We start from the raw sequence: 19,621 nt of genomic DNA, 5'->3' as shown, positions 1-19,621 counted from the left end.
GCTCGCAGTAGCCTGGCTGCGGTGCCTGCGCGGTTCACGTTCGTCACGTACTACTGGCATCCGTACGTCAGCGGCCTCACGCTCCACGTCAGCCGGGTCGCCGAAGGCCTGGCGGCCGCCGGCGCCGAGGTCGAGGCGGTCGTCGCACGCCACCAGCCCGAGCTTCCCGCGCGCGAGCGCATCGCGGGCGTCGACGTGCGGCGCGTGCCCGTCCGCGCGCGGTTCGACCGCGCCGTGATCGCGCCGGGCCTGCTGCCCGCCGTCGCGGCCGCCGCGCGCCGATCGGACGTCGTGGTCGCCGTCACCCCGATGGCCGAGGCCGCGCCCCTCGCGCTCGCCGTGCGCCCGCAGGCCAAGCTCTGCGTCTACCACATCTGCGACGCGGAGCTTCAGCCGTCGCCGCTGTCCGGCGCGATCATGCGCGTGGCGGACGCGTCCGCGCGAACGGCTGTCCGGCTCGCCGACCGCGTCGTCGCGTCCTCCGCCGACTACGCGGCGCACTCGCGCATCCTCCGGGCCCGCAGTCGCGAGGTCGCGGCGCTCCCGCCGCCGATCGAACTCGACGCGTTCCACCGCGACGGTGCGGCCCCGCGCGAGGGCGGCTCGCGCCCGCGGGTCGGCTTCCTCGGCCGGCTGACGTTCGAGAAGGGCCTCGACCGGCTGATCCGCGCCGCCGCGCAGATGGAGCCGCAGCCCGAGCTCGTCCTCGCCGGTGACAGCGACGGCGTCGCCGGGGGCGGCGAGGCGGCGGCGTTGCGGCGGCTCGCGGCCGACCTCGGCGTGACGCTGCGGCTGCTCGGCCGGCTGGACGACGAGGAGCTGCCGGGCTTCTACCGCTCGCTCGACGTGTTCGCGCTCCCGAGCGTCAACTCGCTCGAGGCGTGGGGGATGGTGCAGGTCGAGTCGATGCTGTGCGGCACGCCGGTCGTGTGCTCAGCGCTCCCCGGTGTGCGCGAGGTCATGCAGCGCGCGGGGATGGGCTTGACCGTGCCGCCGGGCGACGTCGAGGCGCTCGCCCGAGGCCTCGAGCAGGTCCTGCGCGCGCCGTCAGAGCACGTGCGGCCGCGCGACCAGGTCATCCGGTCGCTCGGCCTCGACACGGTCGTCGGCGACCACGTCGAGACGCTGCTCGCGCTGGCCCGCTAGCTGCGGCGCAGCCAGCGCGCGAGCCGCGTGGTCGTGGCGGCCTTGGTGGCGGGCTGCGGGACCGCCGCCTCGCCCTGGTCGTGCGCAGCCCGCAGACGCGCGAGGATCTCGCGCGCGCGGGCGAGGTCCTCCGGCTGCGGCGGGTGGAGCGCGGAGGCGCCGGTGACGACGTCCTGCAGGGGCGCGGTCGCGAGCTCCGGCCGCCCGGCCTGGTCCCACGCGTAGCCCTCGTGGAACCGCGAGGACCACCGCAGGTGCCACGGCAGGCTGTCGTCCTGCCACATCGGGGCGAAGCGCCGCGCAGCCTCCTCGGGCGCGCCGCGGTGCAGCAGCTCGACCATGCCGAGCGCCCAGCTCGCGTCGCCCCAGCCATCCGGCCGGTGACCGGCGTCGAGATCGGCCGCGGCCTCGTCGGCCACCCGATCGGCGAGCTCGAAGCTCCCAGAGACGACCGCCTGGACGAGGATCTCGCGTGCGACCTCGGAGCGCCCCGGCCCGGCCTCTTCCAGCGCGCGCGCGACACGGTCCGCGTCGCCTCCGAGCACCGCCTCCTGCCGCCGTGCATGGCGGACGGCGAGCTCGAGCGCGTACGTGGTCGCGTCGAGGTCGTCCAGCCGCCGTTCGCCCGCTCGGACGGCGGCGCCGAACGCGGCCGCCGCGACCGCACGGTTGCCGCGCGCCAGCGCCAGCTGGCCGCGTGTCACGAGCGCGAAGCAGAAGGCGTGCCCCCCGTCGACGGGGAGGGACGCGGCCGCCGGGTCGGCGACGTGGCCGTACCGCTCCCGGAGGCAGGCGTCCACGGCGTCCAGGGCGCTCTCGGCCAGCGCCAGGTCACCGCGGGCGAGGCCCCGGTAGGCCAGCTGCTGGTACAGCCCGAGCCGGGCAGGCGCGTCTGGCGCCAGCGCGGCGGCGCGCTCTCGGAGGTACCGCACGACGACCTCGTCGGAGATCGCGGGGTCGGCCGACCAGCCGAAGGGGCGGCGGCTCGCGGCGGCATGGAGCGACGGGCCGTCCTCGAGCAGCTCCACGTGCCCGTACCCGGCGCCGCGGAGCACGCGTTCGAGCGAGTCCCGGGTGTGGAGCATCGTGTGGAAGCCGGGTGAGAGCATCGTCCGCACGAGGCTCGGGTCGCGCTCGGGCGAGAGATGGCCGGCGTTCGGCGTGCACAGGATCACGACGCCACCCTCGCCGGCGGCCCCCGCCAGCGATGCGACGAACGCGTGCGGGTCCGCGACGTGCTCGATCACCTCGTTCGCCAGCACGACGTCCCAGGCCGCCGCCGGGATCTCGTCCGTCTCGCCCAGGAGCGCCCGGATGACGGGAACGCCGAGCTCGGCTGTCGCGGCGCGCGACCACGCACCCGCGTCGACGCCAAGCACCTCCCACCCCAGCGCGTGCTGCGCGAAGTCGAGCGCGAACCCGGTTCCGCAGCCGACGTCGAGGAAACGCACGTCCGGGCCGGCGTCGACCCGGCCGAGGCACTCCACTCCGGCGATCAGCCCGAAGGCCAGCTCGAAGCCGCGGACCGCCTCGGCGTCCGACCACGTGGCATACCGCTCCGGCTCCAGCTCCGGGAAGACGTGGAGCCCGCACTCGGGACAGGCGAGCAGCCGGTGGACGCTGTCGCGGTGCTCCATCTCCAGCCGCGCCGGCTTGGGCCCACGGTGGTCGCAGACCGGGCACGCCGCAGCGCCCTCGTGGCCGGCGAGCCAGGTGATCCGGGCCACGGCCAGGTCAGACCGCGTACTCGGTGGGGTCGAACGCGTCCAGGTGGTCGCGGACCCACTCGACCATCTCGGCGATCCCGTCGTCGAGGCTGTAGCGCGGCTCCCAGCCGGTCACGCGGCGCATCTTCTCCGGCCCGGAGATCAGCCGCATCACCTCGCTCGCGCTCGGGCGCGTGCGCGCGGGGTCCTGCTCGACGACGAGCTCACGCCCGACCGCGCGGCCGACCGATTCGACCATGTCGGCGATCGAGTGGTCCACGCCGGTGCCGAGCTGCAGGGTCTCGCCGTTCGCCGCCGGCGCCCGCGCCGCCGCGAGGAAGCCGCTGACGGTGTCGGCCACGTACGTCATGTCGCGGCGCGGGTCGAGCGAGCCGAGCCGGACCGGGCCGCCCGCGAGCGCCTGCACCATGATCGTGGGCAGGACGGCGCGCATCGACTGCCGCGGGCCGTACGTGTTGAACGGCCGCACGATCGTGGCGGGCAGCTCGTACGAGCGATGGAAGCTCATCACGAGCTGGTCGGCGGCCGCCTTGCTCGCGGCGTACGGCGACTGAGCGACGATCGGGTGCTCCTCGGTGATCGGCACCTGCTGCGCGGTGCCGTACACCTCGGAGGTCGACGTGTGGACGAGCCGGCCGACACCCGCGTCCCGCGCCGCAAGGGCGATGTTGAGGGTCCCGGTCACGTTGACGTCGAACACGTGCCGCGGCTGCTGGTACGAGTACGGGATCGCGATGAGCGCCGCAAGATGGAAGACGACCTCGCGCCCCGCGACCAGCCGCTCCATCGCCTCGGAGTCGCGCACGTCCGAGCGCTGCAGCTCGACCTCGTCCACGATCTCCGGCGAGGCCCACCGCAAGGCGCCGTCGTCGCGCTGCGCGCGGTAGCTCGCCAGGGCACGGACCTGCGCGCCGGAGCGCACGAGCTGCTCCACGAGATGGCTCCCGATGAAGCCGCCGGCGCCCGTGACGGCGACGGGGACGCCTGACCAGTCGGAGATGGGCGAGGACGACGCGGAGGGGCTCACCGACGCGAGTCTAGTTGTCGCCCTCGCGTCACGCGGCGACCGGCGGGCCGTCCCCATCGCGCGGATATCCTCACGCCGCTGATGCGCCTCCTCGTCGTCGGATTCGCGGACAGCGTCCACATCGCGCGGTACCTGGAGCTCCTCCGCGACACCCCGTGGGACGTGCACCTGTTCCAGTCGCGGCCAGGCGGCGCCCCGCATCCGGAGCTGCCGGCGGTCACGCTGCACGTGTCCGAGCCGGGCATGCGGAAGGCGAACGAGCACGTGCGCCTGGCCCCTGGGCCCGAGCAGGACCCGATGTCGTTCGCCGAGCGCGTCGACCACCTGGAGCGCGTGATCCACGAGATCCGGCCGGACATCGTGCACAGCCACGAGATCCAGCACGCGGGGGCGCTCGTGGAGGCGGTCCGCCGCCGCGACGGCCTGCCGCGCGTCCCGTGGCTCGTCACGAACTGGGGCAGCGACATCCTGTGGTGGGGCCGGGAGCCCCTGTACTCGGCGCGCATCCGCGAGGTCATGCGCGGATGCGACTACTACGGGGGCGAGTGCCACCGTGACATCGCGCTCGGGCGCGCGTTCGGGTTCCGCGGCAGGGTCGTCGGCGTCTGGCCGGTCGCGGGCGGGGTGGATCTCGATCACGCCCGGACGCTGCGTGCGCCCGGTCCGACGTCGCGACGGCGGGCGATCTCGGTCAAGGGCGCGGTGAGCAGGAACGGGCAGGGCGCCGTCGCCTTCGAAGCGGTCACCCGCTGTGCCGATCTCCTCGCCGGTTGGGAGGTGTGCGGGTACCAGATGGAGCGCGAGCTGGGAGAGCGCTACGAGCAGCTCGCCGACGACGCCGGCTTCACCTACACGGAGCTGTCCGGCCTCGACTCCCGCCGGTCGAAGCACGACGACCTCCTCGCCATGCACGGACGCTCGCGCGTGTCGGTCGGCCTCAACCTCACCGATGCGCTCAGCACGTCCTTCCTGGAGGCGATCGCCATGGGGTCGTTCCCGGTCCAGGGCAACAGCAGCTGCGGTGGCGAGATCACGCCCCCGGGGCGTGGCGCCCTGTTCGTGTCGCCGTCCGACCCCGACGATGTCACCGCGGCGCTGCGCCGGGCGCTCACCGACGACGAGCTGGTGGACTCCGGCGCCGAGGTCAACGCGCGCGCGGTGCGCGAGCACCTCGACCGCCGGCGGACCCGGGCGCGCGTCCTCGACGCCTACGATCGCATCATGTCCGACGTCGCCCTCGAGGCCGCCTGACGCATGCCCGAGCCGTTCGCCACGATCATCCTGCCGGGACCCGGCGACGCATCCGCCACGGTGGCGTCGGTGCGCGCGGAGGCCGGCGACGACGCCCGTGTGCTCGCCCTCGGCACCGACGTCGCTGCGGACCTGCCACGGGCGACGGCCGAGGAGGCGCTCGCCGCCGCGCCCGTCCTCACCTTCCTGCGCGCAGGAGACCGGTGGGTGCCGGGATCGTTCGCCGCATGGCGGCGGCCGTTCGACGCTCACCCGACCGCTGTGCTCTCCGCGGCGTCGTACGCGCTGGTGGACGCCGCCGGTACGCGGCTGCTCGAGGTGCGACCGCCCCGGCCGCCGTTCGACGCGCAGGACCTGCTCCTGCGCACGGTCATCGAGCCGGCCGCGGTCATCGTGCGGGCCGGCGTGCTCGACGCGGCGGCGCTCGAGTGCCTGCTGCGGCCGCACGGCGACTCGGTGGTCTGGAGCGCGCTGGTGGCCGAGCACGGCCTGCTCCCCTCCTGGGAGCTGGCGGCGGAAGTCGCCCTCGACCCGGCGCGCCACGGGTTCGCTCCCGAGGCCCGGGCCGAGGCGATCGTCGCGTCCGTCCGCGGGCAGCGCGATCCCGACGCGCACGGGGCGGCGACGGTGCGGCGCGAGCTGCTCCGCCGCCTGTTCATCGAGCCCGACCCGGGCGCCGCGCTGGCCGGCATCGACCTCTTCGACACCTTGACCGCGGGCGGGAGCGCCAGCAGCGTCGGCCGCGCCGTGGTCGAGGACCTGCAGTGGGCGCTCGAGCGGCAGCGCGACGCGCTTGCCGCGGAGCGCGTCGGGTGGGTGCGCGGCGAGGTCCGGCCGGAGGAGGCGCTCCCCGTGATGGGCGACGAGGAGCTCACCGACTGGCGGCTCAAGGCGGAGTACTTCTGGAACGAGATGGGCGTCCGCGACACGGAGATCGCCCGGTTGAAGGCCGAGCTCGCCGAGCGGGACGCGCGCATCGCGCTCCTCGACGCGCGGCGGCAGGGGACGGAGGCCACGTGAGTCGGCCCCTGGTCTCCATCGTCGTGCCCACGTACGACCGCGCGGGCTTCGTGGAGACCGCGGTCATGAGCGTCCTCGAGCAGGAGTACGACAACGTCGAGGTCATCGCGCTCGACGACGGCTCGTCGGACGAGACGCCGGCGGTCCTCGAGCGCATCGCGGAGCGCGTCGGCGACGAGCGCTTCCGCTGGGGGCGCCACGACAACGTCGGGCAGGCCGAGACCATCAACCGTGGGTTCGACATGGCCGGTGGCGAGCTCCTCGGGTACCTCAGCTCGGACGACTACCTGCTCCCGGGGGCGTTGACGACGCTGGTCGCCGCCGCCGAGGAGCACCCCGACGCCGACGTCGTCTATCCCGACTTCCTGGTCGTGGACGAGTCCGACGCGGTCACGGACCGGGTGGAGACGGTCCAGCACACCCTGGCGGACGCGCTGCGCTGGTCGATCTGCATCCCCGGCGTCGGGGCTCTGATGCGGCGGCGCTGCTTCGAGCGTGTCGGCGGCTGGGACAGCCGGTACCACTTCGTGCCCGACTTCGAGTGGTGGCTGCGCTGCGGCGACGTCCGGTTCCTCCGCGTCCCCGTGTTCGCCGGCGCCTGGCGGACGCACGGCGGATCCATCACGATGAACGACTTCGACGTCGAGAACGTCCTCGCGCGGCTGGACGAGCGGCTGACCATGCTCGGTGAGGTCTTCGCGCGTGACGACCTGCCGGCGGCGGTTCGCGACGTCCGCGAGCAGGCGTACTCCGCGATGCTGATCGAGATGGGCGCCCTGCTCGACCAGGGCCACATCAACGCGCCCGACCGCCGCTGGGGCATCGAGGACCGCGTGGCGTCCCAGACGTCGGAGCGGACCCGCCGGGTCTACGAGGAGGGCATCCTCTGGAGCCGGAACATGGCCCGGTTCCACGAGCAGCGCGCCGACGCCGCGACCTACGAGATCGGCCAGCTGCGCTCGACGATCGAGACGCTCGAGGAGACGGCCCGGCTCGCGACCGAGCGCGCCGACCTTCTCGACGCCCGGCTTCGCGAGGCGACGGCCGGTCGAGAGGCCGCTGACGCGGAGCTGGCCGTGTTCCGCCGGGCGGCGGCGCGGCCGCTGTGGCTGCGCGCGGTGCGGCACGCGGTGCCGCAGGCGGTCCGCCCGCGGGTCGGTGCCGCATGGCATCGGGTGAGGCGGCTGCGGCGCGGATGACGCGGGTCCTCGTCGTCGGTGCCTCGGGCATGCTCGGGCACAAGGTCGTCCAGCGCCTCGGCACGCGCATGGAGACGTGGGCCACCGTCCGCGGTGAGCGGCCGGCGCCGCAGGTCGCGCCGCTGCTCGACCCGGCGCGGACGATCACCGGGGTCCGCGCGGAGGACCTGACGACCGTCCGGGACGCGCTCGAGCGGAGCGGCGCCTCAGCCGTGATCAACGCGGTCGGCATCATCAAGCAGGCCGACGCGGCGAAGGCCGCCGTGCCCTCGATCCGGGTGAACTCGCTGTTCCCGCACGAGCTGGCGGAGCTGTGCGCCGACGCCGGCGCCCGCCTGATCCACGTTTCGACGGACTGCGTGTTCTCCGGCGCGCGCGGCGGCTACGTCGAGGACGACCTCCCGGACGCTCGCGACCTCTACGGCCGCTCGAAGCTGCTGGGCGAGGTGACTGAGAGCCCCACGGCCGTCACGCTGCGGACGTCGATCGTCGGACGCGAGCTGATCGGCGCGCTCGGGCTGTTCGAGTGGTTCCTGTCCGAGCGCGGCAACCGCGTGCGGGGGTTCTCGAAGGCGATCTTCAGCGGGCTCACCACGGCGGCGCTCGCGGACCTGATGGGCGATGTGATCGAGCACCACGGCGAGCTGACCGGGCTCTGGCACGTCAGCGCGGCGCCGATAGACAAGCTCACCCTCCTGGAGAAGCTGCGCGACGCCCTGGACGCGCCGATCGAGATCGAGCCGGACGAGCGCCTGGTGATCGACCGCAGCCTCGACAGCACCCGTTTCCGGGAAGCCACCGGCTGGCGGCCCCCTTCGTGGGACGACATGCTCGCCGAGCTGGCGGCCGACCCTACCCCGTACGAGGAGCTCCGTGATGTCGATCCTGCTCGGTAAGCGCGTCCTGGTGACCGGAGGCACCGGCTCACTCGGGCGCGTGCTGGTCGGGCGCCTGCTGACCGGCGAGCTCGGCATGCCCGCCGAGGTCGTCGTGTTCTCCCGCGACGAGGCCAAGCAGCACGCGATGCGGCTGGACTTCCAGCACCGCGTCACCGCCACCGACGACGTCCTCTACGGCGAGAGCCGCAGCAAGCTGCACTTCCGCATCGGCGACGTGACCGACCTGGCGTCGATCTCGAACGCGATGCGCGGGGCCGACTTCGTCTTCCACGCTGCGGCGATGAAGCAGGTCCCCGCCTGCGAGTACCAGCCGTTCGAGGCGGTCAAGACGAACGTCCTCGGCGCCGAGAACATCGTCCGCGCCATCCGCGATCACCAGCTGCCGATCGAGGCCGTCATCGGCGTCACCACCGACAAGGCGTGCAAGCCGGTCAACGTGATGGGCATGACGAAGGCGCTGCAGGAGCGCATCCTCGCGCACGCGAACCTCGACAGCCCGCGGACGCGGTTCCTCACCGCGCGGTACGGCAACGTCCTGGCGTCGCGCGGCTCCGTCATCCCGCTCTTCCACGACCAGATCCGCCGCGGTGGGCCGCTCACCATCACGACGACCGCGATGACGCGGTTCCTCCTCAGCCTCGACGACGCGGTCGACACGGTCTTCGCCGCGCTGCGCGAGGGACGCCCGGGCGAGACGTACATCCCGCGGGCGCCCGCGGTCCGGATCCCCGACCTCGCGCAGGCGCTCATCGGCGACCGCGACATCCCCATCGAGGTGACGGGCGTGCGCCCCGGGGAGAAGACGCACGAGATCCTCGTGTCCGAGGAGGAGGCTCAGCGCGCGGTCGTGCGCGGGGACTTCCTGGCGATCGGGCCGATCCTGCCCGAGCTGCGGCAGGACGACCCGGCCGACGTGCCGTTCGAGGGCCCCGAGTACAGCTCCGGCACCGACCTGCTGGACCTCGACGGCGTCAGCGACCTGCTCACCCGCAACGGGCTCCGGTTCGAGGACGAGCCCTCCTTCTACACGTGAAGGTCATGACCGTGCTCGGCACGCGGCCGGAGATCATCCGGCTGTGCCGCGTGATCGAGCGCCTCGACGCCGCCGCCGACCACGTGCTCGTGCACACCGGCCAGAACTACGACGCCGGGCTCAGCGACGTGTTCTTCGAGCAGCTCGGCGTGCGTGCGCCCGACCACCATCTCGGCGTGTCCGGGACGAGCTTCGGCGGGCGCGTCGGGCAGATCATCGAGCGGACCGAGGCGCTGCTGCGCTCCGAGCGGCCCGACCGCCTGCTCATCCTCGGCGACACCGACAGCGGCCTGTCCGCGATCGCGGCCAAGCGGCTCGGCGTCCGTGTCTTCCACATGGAGGCCGGGAACCGCTGCTACGACGACCGCGTCCCCGAGGAGGTGAACCGCCGCATCATCGACCACAGCAGCGACGTGCTCCTGCCGTACACGGAGGGCAGCCGGCGGAACCTGCTCCGGGAGGGGATCGGGTCGGACCGGGTGCTCGTCACGGGGAACCCGATCAACGAGGTGCTGCGCCACTTCGAGCCGCAGGTCGACGCGGTGGCCGAGCAGGTCCATCGGGAGCTCGGCGTCGAGCCGGGCCGGTACCTCCTGCTCACCGCGCACCGGCAGGAGACGGTCGACGTCGAGGCGCGGCTGCGGTCGCTCGTCACGGGCATCCTGCGCGTGGCGGAGGAGCACGACCTGCCCGTGGTCGCGAGCATCCACCCGCGCACGCGCAGCCGGCTCGAGGCGTTCGGGATCCCGTTCGACGACGGGCGGCTGCTCGGCGGCGGCACCTTCGGGTTCTTCGAGTTCGTCGCGCTCGAGCGCCACGCCCGGTGCGTCCTGAGCGACAGCGGCACGGTGCAGGAGGAGTGCTGCATCTTCGGCGTGCCCACCGTGACCCTCCGGGACACCACCGAGCGGCCGGAGACGATCGAGTGCGGGAGCAACGTCCTCAGCGGGGTCGAGCCGGACGACATCGCGCGGGCGATGCGGCTCGCGCTCGACCCGGCCGCGCACTGGATGGCCCCGCCCGAGTACCTCGTCGACAACGTGAGCACGACGGTCGCCCGGATCGTGCTGGGGCGCTGAGCCGATGCGCGCCGTGGTCATGGCCGGCGGTCAGGGGATGCGCATGCGCCCCTACACGACCGTGCTTCCGAAGCCGCTCCTGCCGGTCGGCGATCGCCCGATCCTCCAGATCCTCCTCGAGCAGCTCGCGGCGGCGGGCACGACGCACGTGGACCTGTGCGTCGGCTACCTCAGCTCGCTGATCCGTGCGTTCCTGACCGAGACGGACCTGGACATCGGCGACATGGAGATCGCCTTCCACACCGAGGCCGAGCCGCGCGGCACGGCAGGAGCGCTCCGCGACCTCCCCGGCCTGGGCGAGGGCAGCTCCTTCCTGTCGCTCAACGGCGATGTCCTGACCTCCCTCGACTTCGCGGCGGTGATGGGCCATCACCGCGCGACGGACGCGGCGCTGACCGTCGCGGTCAAGTCCCAGCGCACGGAGATCGGCTCCGGTGTCCTCGACCTGGACGGCGACCGTGTGACGGCGTGGGTCGAGAAGCCGGTGCTGACGCACCGCGTCAGCCTGGGCATCTACGCCATCGCGCCGCGCGCGCTTGCGCTGCTTCCTGAGGGGCGAGTCGACGTGCCGGACCTCGTCGAGCGGCTTCTCGCGGCCGGCGAGCTCGTGAACGCGTACCAGTTCGACGGTGCGTGGTACGACATCGGCACGCTGAGCGATCACGAGATCGCTGCGCAAGACGCGCTGGAGCGTCCGGAGCAGTACCTCCGCGAGAGCACGACCTCGCCGGCCGACGCGTAGTCCGGAGGCGGCTCGAGCGCCGTACGGACAGGCGTCGGCTGCGCTGGGCAGCCGACGCCGAGTGGCGGGCTACGGCCTGACGCGGACGGCGATGCGGGGCGACGCGGCCGCGGTGTACGGGTACGCCGCGTCCTGGCGGGCGACCGCGCGGAACCGGTAGGTCGCCGGGCGGGTCGTGCGCAGGAACCGGTAGGACGCCTTGAAGCGGCCCTGGCGGTCGGCACGGACGGCGCCCTTGAGGAAGCTGCGCCAGCGGCCGTCGACGAGGACCTGGAGGTCGACGAGCGGGCCGTGCTTGGCGGTCGGCCTGCCCTTGACCGTGCCGGTGAAGCGGACGCGGCTGCCGTTGCGCAGGCGGCGCGGCGTGGCGGTCAGGCGCAGCTTGGCGGCCACGAGCAGCGTCACGGTCTTGGTCGCGGTGAGGTCCGTGTCCGCGGTGTACGCGCGGTAGCCGAAGGTGAGCTCGCGGCTCGGGCCCTTCGGGACGGTGAGCGTGAACTCGCCGCGGGCGTTCGTGGTGAGCGGGCGGCCCGCCTTGGGCTTCGCGCCGGCGCGGCGGACGCGGGTGGCGACGCTGACCGTCGCGCCCGCGACCGGCTTGCCGGTCTCGTCCGCGAGGGTGCCGCGGATGGTGGCGGGCTTTCCGTAGGCGACGCGGCGGGTGGTGCGGTCGTCGGTTAGGCGGACGACGAGCTTGGCGTTCGGGCTGGCGTTCGTGCCGTTAGGCGCGCCCTCGCCGCGCGGGGTGGCGGTCGGGGTCGTGCCGCCGCTCGGCTTGTCACCCCCACCGCTCGGGCCGCCGCCGCCGGGCGCGGGCGGCTTCGCGGCGGTGACGACCCCGGTCGGTGCTGACTCCGCGGTCGTCGTCTCGCCGATGCTGTTCTCGGCCGTCGAGGTGAACACGATCCGCTTCCCGAGGTCCGCGTCCGTGAGCCGGTACGCGGTCGAGGTCGCGCCGGCGATCGGCGTGCAGGTCGTCGCGTCGCACCGCAGGAACCGGGTCGCGGGCGCGGCGTTCGTCGCGCCGGAGAACGCGCCCGGATCGCCCGCGAGCACCTCCCCGACGCTGGCCGCGCCGGTGATGGCGGGCGTCCGGGTGACTGCCGGCGCCTTGACGTTGTCCACCACGACCTTGCCCGCGGGCGTCTCCGCGCTGGTGTTGCCGGCCGCGTCGGTGACGGTGACGGTCAGCGCGTGCTCGCCGTCCGGGACCAGCCGCGTGTCCACCGGGATCGTCCCCACGGAGGAGACCGGGCACGCCGCCCAGTCGTGGTACGCGCATCGGGCCGGATCGTCGGTCGCGTCGTCCTCTCCGACGACCGTCCCACCGAGCCGCGCCACGACCCGCGCAACCCCGCTCTCCGCGTCCGCCGCGGTGTAGGTCAGGGTCCGCACCCCGCCCTGCCCGCCCGCGCCCATCAGCGGCCCGCCCACGGGCCCGGGCGAGGGCGGCTCGTCCTCCTCGGCGGTGAGGATCGCCCACTTCCACTCCTGCCGGTACGTGTTGCCGGACTTGCAGTCGCCGCCGGACGTGCACGCGACGCCGAGCAGTGCCTCTCGCGTTCCGGCCGCGAAATTGATGGTCCATGTGGCATCGCAGAGGGAAAGCGCGCCGCAGACGACGAACTCGCCCGGCGTCACGGTCGTCCGGAGAGAGCCCGCGCTGTCGGCCGGCTTGACGTACGCGACCGTGCCGCGGACCTGCAGCTGCCGCAACTCGATGTCTTTGCTCGCCGGCACGATGACCTGAAACCCTGCGAAGCCACCGAAGAACGGGTAGGTGTTGAAGCCCGAGGTGACATCACTGCGGCCGAAGAACCCACCGGCGGCGCACGTCGTCGTAGGCATGCCGACGAAGGCTGGGTCGCCGCTGTGATGCGCCACCCACGGGCCTTGCGACGTCGACTCCTTCCCCGGCACCGCGCAGGCGCGGATCGGGTACTCGCCGGCGGTGGCCGGCGCGGGCGGCAGGCCGCCGAGCGCGGCGAGCGCCGCCAGGGCAGCCGCGCGCCGCATCGTTCGCAGTCTCATGAGCACGTCCTCTCGTCGGGTCGGTGGGGTCCGGCGAGAGGGCTGCTCGGCTGGAGCTTCGCCCCTGTTGAGTACTGGAGATCTGCGTGTCTCTGAGGCTCAAGCGTGCCGAAACTCCGCAGAAGCCCTGCAAATCGACGCACTCCCTGCGCGAAGACGCGCGAGTGGTGGCGCGCCAGCTCGACACCCGTACGAGGCGCGACGCGGCGGAGTGTCGGCGCGACGACACCCCGCCACACGCCCGCAGCTCACTGCTTGGGCGGCAGCACCTCGTACTCGCCCTCGACCTTGACCGGGCCCTCGCCGTCCGGCGCGGGCTCCCGCGAGAAGCGCGCGGGCTCGTGCTCGGCGCCCGAGGGCAGCTCCCCGACCGGGCGCCGCCAGAGCGGGAAGTCGGGGTACGTCTCGACGACCTTGCGGCCGGTGTCGACCAGGCCGCCGAGCGCGACCAGCAGCGCGCCGCCGACGCCGATCCACAGCCCCAGCTGCGGCTCCAGGCTCGCGTCGAGGTCGGGCGGCGAGACGATGCGGCGGAACATCAGCGCGGCGACGACCAGGCCGAGCACCGTCCGCGCGATCAGCACGGGGCGGGTCTGCGCGACCACGGCGCTGAGGAGCGTCAGCGCGGCGCCGCCCACCACCACCCAGCGCAGGCGGGTGAACGTGTCCCAGCCGGTGGAGTCGGAGTCCGGCGTGGCTCCTGGTCGGTCGACGTGGTACCAGACCATCAGCAGTGCAAGGACGGTGATGACGGCGCCGGCGGCGCTCAGCACGCGTCCGATCGTCGGGGGCAGCATGTGACCTCCCAGAATCGGGTGCAGATGCGGACGAGCGGGCCAGACTACCGATCGCCCTACTCTTCACGGGTCAGATGAGCCGTCTCCCCCTGCTCTCGCCGCGCCAGTACGAGCTGATCACGCTCACGGCGCTGATCCTGCTCTTCGCGATCGTCCTGTCCGGCGCGGCGGTCCGCCTCACGGGCTCCGGGCTCGGGTGTGAGCACTGGCCGCGCTGCGGCGAGACCGTCGTCGCGCCGCTGGAGACCCACGCGATGATCGAGTTCGGCAACCGCGTGGTCACCGGCATCGTCGGCATCCCGTGCCTGGTCGCGTTCTTCGCGAGCTTCCGCCGCACCCCACGCCGCCGCGACCTGACGATCCTCTCCGCGCTGCTCCCGCTCGGCGTCCTCGGGCAGGCGATCCTCGGCGGCCTGACGGTCATCTTCGAGCTCCAGCCGGGCTTCGTCATGGCCCACTTCCTGCTGTCGATGGTCATCCTCGCCTGCGCCGTCGCGCTCTACTGGCGCGCGCGGCACGAGCCCGACACGCGCCCCGTCCACGACCGCAAGGTCGTGCTCGCCACGCGGGCGCTCATCCCGGTCGGCGGCCTCGCGCTCTTCGCGGGCACGCTCGCGACCGCCGCCGGCCCGCACCCCGGCAGCGCCGGCACCGGCGAGGTGGTGGAGCGGCTCGACTGGCTCGCGCTCGACACGATGATCCACTGGCACGGCCGGACGGGCACGCTCCTCGGGCTGGCCGCGGTCGGCGCGTGGCTGATCGCCCGCAGGCGGGGCGGCGACCCCGCGCTCATGCGGTGGCTGACGATCCTCTGCCTGCTCGTCGCGTCGCAGGGCTTCATCGGCTTCGCGCAGTACACGCTCGACCTCCCGGCCGGGCTGGTGTGGGTCCACATCGTGGTCGCCTCGGCGGCGTGGATCGCGCTGCTGTTCGCGGTCGCCGCCGCCGGGCGGCTGGTGCCCGCCGAGGCACCCGCGCCGCGCGCGGGCGAGCCCGAGCAGCAGCGGCAGTGGGCGACCTCGAGTTCCTGATCCTGCTGCTGGCCTGCGTCGCCCTCCTCGTGTGGGTGGCGCGGCAGCTGCAGATCCCGTACCCGATCGTCCTCGTCTTCGGCGGCCTCGGCCTCGGGGCGCTGCCGGGCCTGCCGGACCTGGAGCTCGACCCGCACGTCGTCTTCCTCGTCTTCATCCCGCCGCTCGTGCACGCGGCGGGGTACCAGGCCTCGCCGAAGCTCCTCGCGCGCGACTGGCGGCCGATCAGCCTCGCCGCCGTCGTCCTCGTCGGCCTGACGATCGGGGCCGTCGCGGTCGCCGCCCACACGCTGATCGACGGGATGAGCTGGGGTGCCGCGTTCGTCCTGGCGACCGTGCTCGCGCCGACCGACCTCGTCGCCGCAACCGCGATCTTCCGCCGCCTCGGCGCGCCCGAGCGCGTGGTCAACCTGATCGAGGGCGAGAACCTCGTCAACGACGGCACCGCGCTCACCGCGTGGCGCCTCGCCATCGCGGCCGTCGCGACCGGCGCGCTCACGTTCGGCGACGCGGCCGGAGAGCTCCTCCTCGTCGCCGGCGCCGGCACGCTGCTCGGCTTCGCCATCGGCTGGGTCGTCGCGCAGCTGCGCCGCCGCCTGGACGACACCCTGATCGAGATCACGGTCACGCTCCTCACGCCGTACGTCGCGTACGTCCTGGCGGAGGAGCTCGGGATGTCGGGCATCCTCGCCGCCGTCGTCAGCGGCGTCTTCCTCGGCGTCCGCGACCCGGGCATCACCGACGCGTCCACGCGCATCCAGGCCTACGGCTTCTGGGAGGTGCTGACGTTCATCCTCGAGTCGCTCCTCTTCGTGCTCGTCGGCCTCCAGTTCCCGCAGGTCCTCGACGCGATCGACGAGCCCGCCGGCCAGCTGCTGCTCGACGGCGTGCTGATCGCGCTCGTCGTCATGGCCGTCCGCCTCGTGCACCACTTCACGGTCCTGGAGGTGGACGAGCTCGTCGCGGGCGGCACGCCGCTGCCGCGCAAGGAGCGGCTCGTCGTCGGCTGGGCCGGGATGCGCGGCGCGATCTCGCTCGCGGTCGCGCTCTCGATCCCGCTCACGACCGACGCGGGCGAGGCGTTCCCGTTCCGCGACGAGATCATCTTCATCACGATCGTCGTCATCGGCGTCACGCTGCTCACCCAGGGCCTCACGCTCGCGCCGCTGATCCGGCGCATGAAGTTCGCGCAGGACGAGCCAGACGCGCGCCGCCAGGCGATGGCGCGCTTCCGGACGATCGAGGCGGCGCTGGAGCGGATCGGCCAGCTCTCGTTCGACCCGAGCGCGACGGTGGACGCCCCGACGCTGGAGCGGGCGCGCTCGCTCTACGCCATGCGCGCGAACCAGCTCGCGGGCGAGTGCCACGACGGCGTCCCCGACGTCGACTCCGACACCGACGCCTGGCTGCGGCTGCGACTGGAGCTGCTGCGGATCGAGAGCGAGCAGCTCGTGTCGATGCGCAACGCGGGCGCGATCACGACCCCGCTCATGAACGCGGTGCAGCGGGACCTCGACCTCGAGGTCACGCGCCTGCAGAGGAGGATGCAGCCGGCATGACCGACCACGTCCGCGGCGCCGGCGGCGTCGAGCTGACCGAGTTCGGCGACTTCCAGTGCCCGTACTGCCGCGACGCCGCGCCCGCCGTCGCGCGCGTCCTGCAGCGGCTCGACGGCCGCGTGCGGCTCCGCTTCCGCCACTTCCCGATCGCGTCGCGCCACCCCGACGCCGAGCGCGCCGCCGCCGCGGCCGAGGCGGCGGCGGAGCAGGGACGGTTCTGGGAGATGCACGACGTCCTGTTCGCGCACCAGAAGGAGCTCGACGACGAGCATCTGGTCGGCTTCGCGCGCGAGCTGGGCCTCGACGTCGACCGCTTCCGCGCCGACCTCGACTCCCCCGAGATCGCCGCCCGCGTCGCCGAGGACCGCGCCGCTGGCGAGGCCGCGGGCATCACCGGGACGCCCGCGTTCTTCATCGACGGCCGGCCGTACGCGGGCTTCTACGACGTCGAGTCGCTCGTGGACGAGCTGCTCGACGCCGGCGCCTGAGCCTGAGCCGACGGCGGCGGGCCCGGACACGGCGCCGGGAACGTGCTGAGCGCGGGGAGCGCCGCCCACGCGCGGTCCTCCGGCGGCCCCAGCGCCACGCCGACACAGGCGGTGTTGTTGTCGTGGCGCGCCTCCAGCAGGCGGCCGTCCGGGTTGACGGTGTGCACGAGCACGTACGACCCGGGCGCCACGCCGGTGATGTCGATCGACTGCCCTTCCAGGAAGGCCGCGTACGCGTCGCCGAAGCCGGGCGAGATGCCCTCGCGGACCCGCAGCAGGTCCGGCCGGCCGAGTCCGCAGTCGCGCTCGTAGCGGGGCGTCTGGAACCGGGCCGCGATCGCGTACCGGTCGCCGAGGCAGAAGCCCGTCTTGCGGTCGCGCGCGACGAGCGTCCCGTCCGGCGTCTTGAGCTCGTAGCGCTCGAAGCCCTCGACGTGCCAGTGGCGGTGGTCCTCGTCGCGGATGAAGCGCGTGACGCCGATACCGGCGCGACGCAGCGGCCTGCGGCCCACCGCCCGGCGCTCGACGAGCTGGTCGGCCACCATCGCCGCCGCCTTGCGCGACGCGCGGTGCGACTCGAGCATCAGCGCGCCGTCGCCCTCGTTGCGCGCGGCGCTGCGGAAGCCGAGCAGGATGCGGCCGTCCTCCTCGGCCGACACCGTCACGTCGGCGGGCGCCTCCTGGACGAGGTCGGGGAGCCGGAGCGCCGGGTCCGGCGCACCGGCCTGCGCCGCGGCACCGATCGCCGCGGCGCTCATCGCAGCGGTCAGCCCGGCGTAGACCCCGCGCGATCGACCCACTGGCCGACCCTACGGGAACCCGCTCCCGCCTGCCCGGCCTCGCGCGCCACGATCTTGCCCGGGTTGAGGTTGCCGCCCGGGTCGACGCCGTCGAAGAGCGCGCCGATCAGCGCCACGCCGCCCGCGGACACGTCCTCCTCCAGCCACGCGGCGTGCTCGGTGCCGACCGCGTGGTGGTGCGAGAGCGTCGCGCCATGGTCGACGAACGCCTGCTGGATCGCGCGCTTGACCGTGTCGTACTCCTCCAGCTCCGGCCGCGTCCCGCTCGCGACGACCGCGAACGTGAAGTACAGGCAGGCGCCCGAGTGGTACGAGTGCGACAGGTGGCACATCAGGTAGCCGCGGACGCCGAGCTCGGCGAACGCGCCCTGGCCCGCCGCGACCACGCGGTCGTAGACGGTCGGCAGCGCGCTCCACGGCGCCGAGGTCTCCGACACGTCGGCAAGCGCGCCGCGGTCGAGGAGGAAGTCGCGGATGTAGGGGGTGTCGAACTTCTTCTGGTCGTACAGCTCGCCCGGCGACGCGCCGATGCACAGCCCGCCGTGCGCGGCGACGATCTTGCCGACGGCCTTCCTCTGCGCGGCGACGTGCTTGGCCGAGCCCTCGTAGCCGATGAACGACAGGCACATCTGCGCCGGGTCGATCCCCTTGCGCGCGAGGATCGCCTGCAGCGCGCGCTGCTTGACCTTGTCGAGCGGCGACTTCTTCTTCTGCGTCGCGAACGAGAACTGCGTCTCCGGCGCGTCCGACACGCGCGTCACCGACGGCGCGGCCTCGCTCTCGGCGATCGCGCGCATGCACGCCAGCGAGCGCGCCCAGTCCGGCAGCAGGTAGCCGAGGATCACGCGCTCCTCGGGGAGGCGGTGCACGTGGATCGTCGCCTCGGTGATGACGCCGAGCCGGCCCTCGCTGCCCAGCACCATCTCGCGGATCGACGGGCCGGTCGACGTCGACGGCACGTTGCGCGTGGCAACCGTGCCGACCGGCGAGACGACCCGCACGGCACGCGTGAGGTCGGCGATGTCGCCGTACTTGTCGGACTGCATGCCGCTCGACCGCGTCGCGATCCAGCCGCCGAGCGTCGAGTGCGTGAACGAGTCGGGGAAGTGGCCGGCCGTCCAGCCGCGGGCGTTGAGCTGCTCCTCCAGGTGCGGGCCGTAGACGCCGGCCTGGACGCGGGCGGTCCGTGCGGTGGGGTCGATCTCCAGCACGCGGTCCAGCCGCGTGACGTCGAGCGAGACGACCGGCCGCTCCTCGCTCTCCGGTGCCTCGAGCGAGCCGGAGATGTTCGAGCCGCCGCCGAACGGGATGAGGACCGCGTCGGCCTCCAGCACGGCGTCGAGCACCGCGCGGACCTGCGCCTCGTCGGCGGGGCGGACGACGACGTCCGGCACGCGGCCGAGGTCGGCGGCGCGGCTGCGGACCAGGTCCCGCAGCGACTTGCCGCGCGCGTGGACGACGCGGTCGTGCGCGTCGATCGACACCTGCTCGGCGCCGACGGCCTGCGTGAGCGCCTCGTGCAGCGCGGCGGGCAGGCGCGACGCCGGGACGTCGATGTCGGCGAACGCGGGCGGCGAGGAGGCCCGGTGCGCCACGTCCAGATCGAGCTTCTCCTTGATGAAGCCGCGCAGCTCCGGCTTGTCCTCGTGGGTGAACGCGACGTCGTCGCGGCCCCATCCCCACCACTTCATCGCCTGCATCGGGCGGTCTCCCTCACGTCGTCGCACGTCACGCGGCCCAGCCTTGCACGCCAGCAAGTCAACCACGTGTGAAACCGCGCGCCTCCGGTGGT

17 protein-coding genes are annotated in these 19,621 nt (G+C 73.6%); 11 read left to right on the top strand and 6 right to left on the bottom strand.

The features are described from left to right. The first annotated feature begins 21 nt into the window (after window positions 1-21). Window positions 22-1,146, top strand: coding sequence for a glycosyltransferase family 4 protein (locus AC1UE5_RS14175; RefSeq protein ID WP_482924483.1), 1,125 nt, complete (start codon window positions 22-24; stop codon window positions 1,144-1,146). Here AC1UE5_RS14175 and AC1UE5_RS14170 read toward each other — a convergent pair. Both AC1UE5_RS14170 and AC1UE5_RS14165 read right to left on the bottom strand, forming a co-directional pair. Then, the gene (locus tag AC1UE5_RS14170; RefSeq protein WP_482924482.1) at window positions 1,143-2,873 is read right to left on the bottom strand and encodes a class I SAM-dependent methyltransferase; all 1,731 of its coding nucleotides are present in this window, start codon (window positions 2,871-2,873) and stop codon (window positions 1,143-1,145) included. The genes AC1UE5_RS14175 and AC1UE5_RS14170 overlap by 4 nt on opposite strands. Window positions 2,874-2,880: 7 nt before the next feature. Further along, window positions 2,881-3,900: an SDR family NAD(P)-dependent oxidoreductase gene (locus AC1UE5_RS14165; RefSeq protein ID WP_482924480.1), complete on the bottom strand. Its 1,020-nt coding sequence runs from the start codon at window positions 3,898-3,900 to the stop codon at window positions 2,881-2,883. Between the two features lie 81 nt (window positions 3,901-3,981). Here AC1UE5_RS14165 and AC1UE5_RS14160 point away from each other — a divergent pair, with 81 nt between their 5' ends. The 7 genes from AC1UE5_RS14160 to AC1UE5_RS14130 are packed head-to-tail and all read left to right on the top strand — an operon-like array spanning window position 3,982 to window position 11,123. Continuing rightward, entirely contained in the window at window positions 3,982-5,151 is a 1,170-nt protein-coding gene (locus AC1UE5_RS14160) for a glycosyltransferase family 4 protein (protein WP_482924478.1), read from the top strand. Window positions 5,152-5,154: 3 nt separating this feature from the next. After that, complete coding sequence (locus AC1UE5_RS14155; RefSeq protein WP_482924476.1) at window positions 5,155-6,171, top strand: hypothetical protein; 1,017 nt, start codon at window positions 5,155-5,157, stop codon at window positions 6,169-6,171. Beyond that, window positions 6,168-7,370, top strand: a complete 1,203-nt coding sequence (locus AC1UE5_RS14150) for a glycosyltransferase (protein ID WP_482924474.1) — start codon at window positions 6,168-6,170, stop codon at window positions 7,368-7,370. The genes AC1UE5_RS14155 and AC1UE5_RS14150 overlap by 4 nt, the downstream gene beginning before the upstream one ends. Beyond that, window positions 7,367-8,266 (top strand): dTDP-4-dehydrorhamnose reductase family protein, encoded by a 900-nt coding sequence (locus AC1UE5_RS14145; RefSeq protein WP_482924472.1) that lies wholly within the window; start codon window positions 7,367-7,369, stop codon window positions 8,264-8,266. Before AC1UE5_RS14150 ends, AC1UE5_RS14145 begins: the two co-directional genes overlap by 4 nt. Continuing rightward, on the top strand, window positions 8,247-9,302 hold the full coding sequence (locus tag AC1UE5_RS14140; RefSeq protein WP_482924470.1) for a polysaccharide biosynthesis protein: 1,056 nt from the start codon (window positions 8,247-8,249) through the stop codon (window positions 9,300-9,302). The genes AC1UE5_RS14145 and AC1UE5_RS14140 overlap by 20 nt, the downstream gene beginning before the upstream one ends. Before the next feature lie 5 nt (window positions 9,303-9,307). Then, window positions 9,308-10,381, top strand: coding sequence for a non-hydrolyzing UDP-N-acetylglucosamine 2-epimerase (wecB, locus tag AC1UE5_RS14135; RefSeq protein WP_482925048.1), 1,074 nt, complete (start codon window positions 9,308-9,310; stop codon window positions 10,379-10,381). 4 nt (window positions 10,382-10,385) lie between these two features. Further along, window positions 10,386-11,123 carry a nucleotidyltransferase family protein gene (locus tag AC1UE5_RS14130; protein WP_482924468.1) on the top strand — a complete coding sequence of 246 codons (738 nt, stop codon included), beginning with the start codon at window positions 10,386-10,388 and terminating at the stop codon, window positions 11,121-11,123. Between the two features lie 69 nt (window positions 11,124-11,192). Here AC1UE5_RS14130 and AC1UE5_RS14125 read toward each other — a convergent pair whose 3' ends face one another. Both AC1UE5_RS14125 and AC1UE5_RS14120 read right to left on the bottom strand, forming a co-directional pair. Then, a complete protein-coding gene (locus AC1UE5_RS14125) occupies window positions 11,193-13,139 on the bottom strand; it encodes a hypothetical protein (protein WP_482924466.1) in 1,947 nt (648 codons plus the stop codon). Window positions 13,140-13,402: 263 nt separating this feature from the next. Then, a complete protein-coding gene (locus AC1UE5_RS14120; RefSeq protein ID WP_482924464.1) occupies window positions 13,403-13,951 on the bottom strand; it encodes a hypothetical protein in 549 nt (182 codons plus the stop codon). Window positions 13,952-14,025: 74 nt separating this feature from the next. On the opposite strand from AC1UE5_RS14120, the gene AC1UE5_RS14115 reads away from it, so the two are divergent. Genes AC1UE5_RS14115 through AC1UE5_RS14105 form a run of 3 tightly spaced genes read left to right on the top strand, consistent with a single transcriptional unit; the run spans window position 14,026 to window position 17,029 of the window. After that, window positions 14,026-14,982, top strand: coding sequence for a COX15/CtaA family protein (locus tag AC1UE5_RS14115; protein ID WP_482924462.1), 957 nt, complete (start codon window positions 14,026-14,028; stop codon window positions 14,980-14,982). Further along, entirely contained in the window at window positions 14,961-16,541 is a 1,581-nt protein-coding gene (locus tag AC1UE5_RS14110; RefSeq protein WP_482924460.1) for a Na+/H+ antiporter, read from the top strand. The genes AC1UE5_RS14115 and AC1UE5_RS14110 overlap by 22 nt, the downstream gene beginning before the upstream one ends. Beyond that, window positions 16,538-17,029 (top strand): DsbA family protein, encoded by a 492-nt coding sequence (locus tag AC1UE5_RS14105; protein ID WP_482924458.1) that lies wholly within the window; start codon window positions 16,538-16,540, stop codon window positions 17,027-17,029. The genes AC1UE5_RS14110 and AC1UE5_RS14105 overlap by 4 nt, the downstream gene beginning before the upstream one ends. Here the strand turns inward: AC1UE5_RS14105 and AC1UE5_RS14100 are convergent. Both AC1UE5_RS14100 and AC1UE5_RS14095 read right to left on the bottom strand, forming a co-directional pair. Next, the gene (locus AC1UE5_RS14100; protein ID WP_482924456.1) at window positions 16,981-17,787 is read right to left on the bottom strand and encodes a lysyl oxidase family protein; all 807 of its coding nucleotides are present in this window, start codon (window positions 17,785-17,787) and stop codon (window positions 16,981-16,983) included. The genes AC1UE5_RS14105 and AC1UE5_RS14100 overlap by 49 nt on opposite strands. A gap of 8 nt (window positions 17,788-17,795) precedes the next feature. Further along, entirely contained in the window at window positions 17,796-19,529 is a 1,734-nt protein-coding gene (locus tag AC1UE5_RS14095; protein ID WP_482924454.1) for an FAD-binding oxidoreductase, read from the bottom strand. Window positions 19,530-19,621: the final 92 nt, after the last annotated feature.

The organism is Parviterribacter multiflagellatus (assembly GCF_056863265.1).
The sequence above is the reverse complement of the archived record's forward strand: the minus strand, read 5'-3'. Positions and strand labels throughout refer to the sequence as shown.

What these genes read in the sequence shown, in the direction of transcription:
- AC1UE5_RS14160 (WP_482924478.1), top strand. Translation starts at nt 3,982, where the DNA reads ATGCGCCTCCTCGTCGTCGGATTCGCGGACAGCGTCCACATCGCGCGG.
- AC1UE5_RS14155 (WP_482924476.1), top strand. Translation starts at nt 5,155, where the DNA reads ATGCCCGAGCCGTTCGCCACGATCATCCTGCCGGGACCCGGCGACGCA.
- AC1UE5_RS14145 (WP_482924472.1), top strand. Translation starts at nt 7,367, where the DNA reads ATGACGCGGGTCCTCGTCGTCGGTGCCTCGGGCATGCTCGGGCACAAG.
- AC1UE5_RS14140 (WP_482924470.1), top strand. Translation starts at nt 8,247, where the DNA reads ATGTCGATCCTGCTCGGTAAGCGCGTCCTGGTGACCGGAGGCACCGGC.
- wecB (WP_482925048.1), top strand. Translation starts at nt 9,308, where the DNA reads ATGACCGTGCTCGGCACGCGGCCGGAGATCATCCGGCTGTGCCGCGTG.
- AC1UE5_RS14130 (WP_482924468.1), top strand. Translation starts at nt 10,386, where the DNA reads ATGCGCGCCGTGGTCATGGCCGGCGGTCAGGGGATGCGCATGCGCCCC.
- AC1UE5_RS14125 (WP_482924466.1), bottom strand. Translation starts at nt 13,139, where the DNA reads ATGCGGCGCGCGGCTGCCCTGGCGGCGCTCGCCGCGCTCGGCGGCCTG.
- AC1UE5_RS14120 (WP_482924464.1), bottom strand. Translation starts at nt 13,951, where the DNA reads ATGCTGCCCCCGACGATCGGACGCGTGCTGAGCGCCGCCGGCGCCGTC.
- AC1UE5_RS14115 (WP_482924462.1), top strand. Translation starts at nt 14,026, where the DNA reads ATGAGCCGTCTCCCCCTGCTCTCGCCGCGCCAGTACGAGCTGATCACG.
- AC1UE5_RS14105 (WP_482924458.1), top strand. Translation starts at nt 16,538, where the DNA reads ATGACCGACCACGTCCGCGGCGCCGGCGGCGTCGAGCTGACCGAGTTC.
- AC1UE5_RS14100 (WP_482924456.1), bottom strand. Translation starts at nt 17,787, where the DNA reads ATGAGCGCCGCGGCGATCGGTGCCGCGGCGCAGGCCGGTGCGCCGGAC.
- AC1UE5_RS14095 (WP_482924454.1), bottom strand. Translation starts at nt 19,529, where the DNA reads ATGCAGGCGATGAAGTGGTGGGGATGGGGCCGCGACGACGTCGCGTTC.